The following is a 6540-nucleotide window of genomic DNA, read 5'->3' on the forward strand; positions in this document are numbered from 1 at the left end:
TAATGAATTTATTAGATAATGAGTACAATAACTATGATGGGAATCTTGGTGCAGAATATTGTAAAGATGGTACAAGATTTATAGTTTGGGCACCAAATGCAAATAATGTCCGACTGGCGCTATTTGGAAAGGATGAAAAGAATTATACAAATGCACCAGAAGAAATATTAGACATGAATCGAGGAGTACAAGGAACTTGGAACATAGAGGTGAAAAGAGATCTTGAAGGTGAATTTTATAATTACTTAATAATTAATAGTGGAAATGAAAGGGAAGTTGTAGATCCATATGCAAAAGCCCTTGGGGTTAATGGAAACAGAGGAATGGTAATAGATCTTAAAAAAACAGATCCAATAAATTTTGAGGAAGATAGAAAACCAGAGCTAAGCTCCGCAACGGCAGCTGTAATATACGAGGTTCATGTAAGAGATTTTTCAATAAATGAGAATTCAGGAATAAGCTCAAATAAAAAAGGAAAGTATACCGCGTTTTGTGAGCATGGGACTACAATTCCAGGAAAATATACAAAGACAGGAATAGATTATTTAATGGAATTGGGAATAACTCATGTTCATTTACTTCCGGCATTTGATTATGAAACTGTTGACGAAAGTAAACCAGATATGCCACAATATAATTGGGGATATGATCCAAAGAATTATTTTGCGCCAGAAGGATCGTATTCAACAAATCCTTTTAATGGAGAAAAGAGAATTAGAGAATTTAAGGAAATGGTTAAAAGTATACATGAAGCTGGACTTAGAGTTGTTATGGATATGGTTTATAATCACACCTATAAAAGTCATGAATCTAATCTTAATCTGGCAGTACCAGGATATTATTATAGACAGGATCAAAATGGAAATTTTTCAAATGGATCTGGTTGTGGCAATGAATTAGCTTCAGAACGATATATGGTAAGAAAACTTATTGTTGATTCAGTAATTTATTGGGCTAAGGAATATCATATAGATGGATTTAGATTTGATTTAATGGGTTTACATGATATTGAGACTATGAAGCAAATTAGAGCTGAGTTAGATAAGATTGATACATCTATACTTATGTATGGTGAAGGTTGGACTGGAGGCTGGACTCCATTAAGTGGTGAAGAGTCATCAGTAAAGCAAAATATAGTGAAATTTGATAAAATGCAAATTGCAGCATTTAGTGATGATACTAGAGATTCAGTTAAAGGACATGTGTTTAATATAAATGAAAAAGGATATGTAAATGGTAGAACCGGGCTTGAAGAAAGTATTAAATTCTGTATTGTAGGAGCTACTGGTAAACAAGGCATTAACTATGATAAAGTCATATACTCACGCTTTGCATGGGCAAATGAGCCTTATCAATGTATAAATTACATTTCGGCTCATGATAATTATACATTATGGGATAAACTATATTTAACTAACAATGAGTCTTCTCAAGAAAAACGTAAGAATATGAACAAGTTAGCAGCGGCTATAGTTTTAACATCTCAAGGGATACCTTTCTTTCAAGCGGGAGAAGAATTTTTAAGGACTAAGAAAAATGATGATGGAAGCTTTAGTCATGATAGTTATAATGCTCCTGATAGCGTAAATAATTTAGAGTGGGATAGAGTTTTTGAATATAAAGAAATTGTAAATTACTATAAAGGTCTAATTAAATTAAGAAAGAAATATAAAGCGTTCAGAATGAATTCAAGTGAAGAAATTAGAAAGAATTTAACATTTTTAGAGTATGGAGAGGATTTTTACAAAGAAAATGTTGTAGCATATAAGATAGAAGATAACAGTGAGAAAAACTTGTGTAATACTATAGTTGTAATATTTAACCCAAATGATGAGGAAGCATTTATAGATTTAAAGGAATGTGGATGGAGTGTCCTTGTTAATAAGGAAAGAGCTGGAGTAGATGAAATTTACGCGATAGAAGGTAATAGTATAACTGTTCCTTCAAAGTGTGCACATGTATTAATTAAAAAATGATTTTGATGGAAGGTTTTTGGTGATATAAATGGGAAACGATAAGTATTTAGTATTTTTAAATGAAATTAATAAGGATAAGCCAAATGAATTTAAAAAAATAAATATAAAGGAATGTCCGTTTTGCAATAGAGAGACACTTACAGATGTTATTGATGAAGACGGGCCATTTGTATTACTAAAAAATAAGTATCCGACTATAAAAGATACTTATCAATTAGTTATTATAGAAACGTATAATTGTAATACTGATATGGGACAGTATTCTGCAGAGTATATGGAGGATTTAATAAGATTTAGTGTTAAACATTGGCTAAGAATAGAGGCAAGCGGAGAATATAAATCAGTAATATTTTATAAAAACCATGGTCCAAATTCTGGCGGAAGCTTAAAACATCCTCATATGCAGATAGTAGGTCTTGATGACATTGATTATAAATTAAATATAAAAGATGATTATTTTGAAGGAATAGAAATTCATAAAAGTGATAATTGTTTAGTTAATCTATCACATAAACCATTTAATGGATTTACTGAATTTAATATAATTATAAGTGATGATTTATATGCATTAAATGAGTTGGCATATAATCTTAGAAAGGTAGTTCATTACCTTTTAAATAATTATTTCGTGAAGTGTGATAGTTTTAATATATTTTTCTATCATATAAAAAATAAAATTTTATGTAAGGTTATGCCAAGATTCAGCAGTTCACCATTGCTTCTTGGATATGGAATCAGACAAATATCAAGTTGTGAAAATGAAATAGCTGATAAATTAAAAGCAATGTATTTTCAGTAAAAATATTAAGATATTATTCCATGCATATTATATATATAAATATAATTTATGGGCTTAATATCGAAATAATTTAATGATATTTAAAGACGAATATAACTATAAAAAGTAGCATTATAATTTTTAAATTATGATGCTACTTTTTAGGTTAAAATAAATTTTAAAGTTTACTTATATATTTAAAGTTAATTGTAAATAATTAAAGCATAGAATAAAAACTTTTGAGGTGTGATAATATGGAGAATAATGAAATTGGAATTAGTAAAAATAAAATCAATAAAAAAACAAAATCTAAACAAATTCCACTGAAGATAATTCCATTAGGTGGACTTGGTGAAATAGGAAAAAATATGACTGCCTTTGAATATGATAATGAAATAATAGTTATAGATTGTGGATTAGCATTCCCAGATGAAGACTTATATGGAATTGATATAGTAATTCCAGATGTAACATACCTGATTAAAAATAAGAATAAAGTTAAGGGGATCTTTATCACCCATGGACATGAAGATCATATTGGTGGACTACCATATGTATTAAAGCAAATTAATGTTCCTATATATGGAACTAGATTAACACTTGGATTAATAGAAGGTAAATTAAAAGAGCATACTATGCTTAGTGACTGTACATTAAATGTTGTTGAACCGGGAGAACTAATAAAATTAGAGCAAATAAAAATTGAATATATAAGGAATAACCACAGTATACCTGATAGCTGTTCTATCGCATTGCATACCCCAATAGGAGTTATTGTTCATAGCGGTGATTTTAAAGTGGATTTTACACCAATAGATGGGAAGGTTATGGATTTACAAAGGTATGCTCAGTTGGGGAAGAAAGGTGTACTTCTCTTAATGGCGGATAGTACTAATGCTCTTCATAAAGGTTACACTATGTCTGAAAAAACAGTTGGAGAAACACTAGAAAATCTTTTCAGTAGGGCTACTGGTAGGATTATAGTATCTACATTTGCATCAAATGTTCATAGGTTACAACAAATTAGTGATTGTTCAATAAAATATAACAGAAAAATAGCTTTTAGCGGTAGAAGTATGGAAAATATATCTGAAGTTGCTATGGAACTTGGATATTTACTTATTCCAGAAGATATGATAATAAGTCTAGATGAAATAAAGAATTATCCAGATGATAAGCTAACTATTGTTACAACTGGAAGTCAGGGAGAATCTATGGCAGGATTATCAAGGATAGCTGCATCAACACATAGGCATATACAAATAATAGAAGGAGATATGGTTATTATCTCGGCAAGTCCTATACCTGGTAATGAGAAGGCGGTATCTAACTTAATAAATGATTTAATAAAGAAAGGCGCCAATGTAATCTATAAATCAATAGAAGATATACATGTTTCTGGGCATGCCTGTGAACAAGAATTAAGGCTAATTCAAGCTTTATTAAAACCAAAATTTTTTATACCAGTTCATGGTGAGTATAAGCATTTAATTACTCATGCTAAAATAGCAGAAAGTATGGGAGTAGACAAATCTAAGACATTTATTTTAGAAAATGGTGATGTTTTTGAATTAACTAGAGCTACTGGAAAAGTATCAGGAAAAGTACCATTTGGAAGAGTTCTTGTAGATGGTATGGGGGTTGGAGATATAGGAAGTATGGTTCTTAGAGATAGAAAGAATCTAGCAGAGAATGGTATAATCACAGTGGTTATAGCTATAGACATAAGAAATAAAATTATAATATCCGGTCCAGACATAGTGTCAAGAGGTTTCGTATATGTAAGAAACTCTGAAGAATTAATAGACGAAGTTAGAAATATAGTTACTAACGTTGTAGAAAAATGCTTAGATAGAAACATAACTCAATGGGCAGAAATAAAGAATGGAATAAGAAGAGAAGTTGACAATTATGTTTATACAAAAATGAAGAGAAAGCCAATGATATTACCAGTAATTGTTGAATTATAATTAGCTAGCTCCGTAAAAAACAGGGATAATAAATAGTTAAAGATTATCATTGCATGTAGAAATGGCTTTTTGATTAAACAACCACCTATTTTTAGAAAAAACTAGTTTATAAATAGACTAGCTGAAAATGGTGGTTTATTTATTATTCTAAGATAAATATTTTTAACTTGACTCTTACCTAAGGGTGGAGTTTATAATAATATAAAAGAGAGTCTAATATAAAAGTTATTTCCTATAAATTACTTTTAGAGATTCTATTATATATATGTTACAAAAATGATTATTCATCATAATTCTAAAAATATTGAAAGAATTTTAGCCGTAATTGTGAAATATGCATTATGGATTGCAACATATATATTAAAATTTTGTGCTTAAATTAGAGAGGATGAATTGTATGAAAAAGATACCATTTTCACCACCAGATATAACTGAAGAAGAAATAGAAGCAGTAGGTAATGTATTAAGATCAGGTTGGATTACTTCTGGACCAAAACTTGCCGAGTTTGAGGAAGGAATACAAAATTATCTAAATGTTAATAAAGCATTAGCATTAAATAGTGCGACTGCTGCAATGGAACTAGTGCTTAAAGTATTTGATATAAAAGAGGGGGACGAAATTATTTCTACTCCATATACATATACTGCTACTTCAAGTGTTGGTATTCATAGAGGGATTAAACCTATATATGTTGATGTTAAAAAAGATACTTTTGAAATGGATATAGATAAAATTGCTGATAAGATTACAGATAAAACAAAGGTAATTATGCCAGTGGATATTGCAGGAGTACCATTTGATTATGATGCTTTAAAGAAAGTTTTAAAGGATAAAAATAGAGAAGATATAATAATACTTTGTGATTCAGCACACTCTTTTGGGGCTAAATACAAAGGGAAACCAGTTGGCTCTCAATGTGATTTTCACTCATTTTCGTTTCATGCAGTTAAAAATCTAACTACAGGAGAAGGTGGAGCTGTTACATTTAATGACAACCACTTTGGTGATCATGAGGATTTACTTAAATATATGAGATTTACTGCCATGCATGGACAATCAAAAGATGCTCTAAGTAAGCTAAAAGCAGGTGCATGGGAATATGACATTATAAATGATGGACTTAAGTGTAATTTGACAGATATAGGGGCAGCTATAGGTTTAGTTCAATTAAAAAGATATGAGAAAATGCTGGAAAAGAGAAGACAAATATTTAAGATATATAGTGATATTTTATCAAAAGAAGAATTTTCAATAATTCCATTTACAAAAGATGAGAATGGAACTGAAACATCATATCATTTATATCTTTACAGAGTTAAAGGATTTAATGAGAAAAAGAGAAATGAAGCTATTCAAAAGTTAGCAGATATAGGAATAGCAACAAACGTTCATTACAAACCGCTTCCTATGCTAACTCTATATAAAAACCTTGGATATGATATTAAAGATTATCCAAATGCTTATGCACAGTATGAAAATGAGATTACACTTCCAGTATATACTACATTATCGGTAGAAGATGCTGAATATATAGCAAAAGAAGTTATAAAAGTAGTAAAAGAATTGTTGTAATTTTTTTTATGAATATAAAACAGCCCATACAATGAGATGGGCTGTCTTATATTTTTTTGAATCTGATGCAATATTTTAATATGTTTTTTAGAAGCTAAACTATAGTCTCGGTAGTTTTATTATATGGATTATTATTAGGTTCCATATCTAATTTACTATTAGTTTTATCTGAGAGTGTAAAATAGTCTGTGTAAACTTCATTAGAATGATATAATAAATTATCAAATGAAGGGAGTACAGGCT

The 6540-nt window shown here is 29.6% G+C and carries 4 protein-coding genes; all 4 read left to right on the forward strand.

The features are described 5' to 3' along the window. Window positions 1-2: 2 nt before the first annotated feature. Entirely contained in the window at window positions 3-1976 is a 1974-nt protein-coding gene (pulA, locus tag L1S46_RS17925; protein WP_105411435.1) for a type I pullulanase, read from the forward strand. A 28-nt stretch (window positions 1977-2004) separates the two neighbouring features. Next, a complete protein-coding gene (locus tag L1S46_RS17930) occupies window positions 2005-2775 on the forward strand; it encodes a DUF4931 domain-containing protein (RefSeq protein ID WP_012060291.1) in 771 nt (256 codons plus the stop codon). A gap of 233 nt (window positions 2776-3008) precedes the next feature. Next, on the forward strand, window positions 3009-4724 hold the full coding sequence (locus L1S46_RS17935) for a ribonuclease J (protein WP_023973122.1): 1716 nt from the start codon (window positions 3009-3011) through the stop codon (window positions 4722-4724). Window positions 4725-5121: 397 nt separating this feature from the next. Beyond that, complete coding sequence (locus L1S46_RS17940; RefSeq protein WP_238900612.1) at window positions 5122-6297, forward strand: DegT/DnrJ/EryC1/StrS aminotransferase family protein; 1176 nt, start codon at window positions 5122-5124, stop codon at window positions 6295-6297. The last annotated feature ends 243 nt before the right edge of the window (window positions 6298-6540 follow it).

Source organism: Clostridium sp. YIM B02500 (assembly GCF_022324665.1).
In the GTDB taxonomy this organism is placed as follows: Bacteria; Bacillota; Clostridia; order Clostridiales; family Clostridiaceae; genus Clostridium; species Clostridium beijerinckii.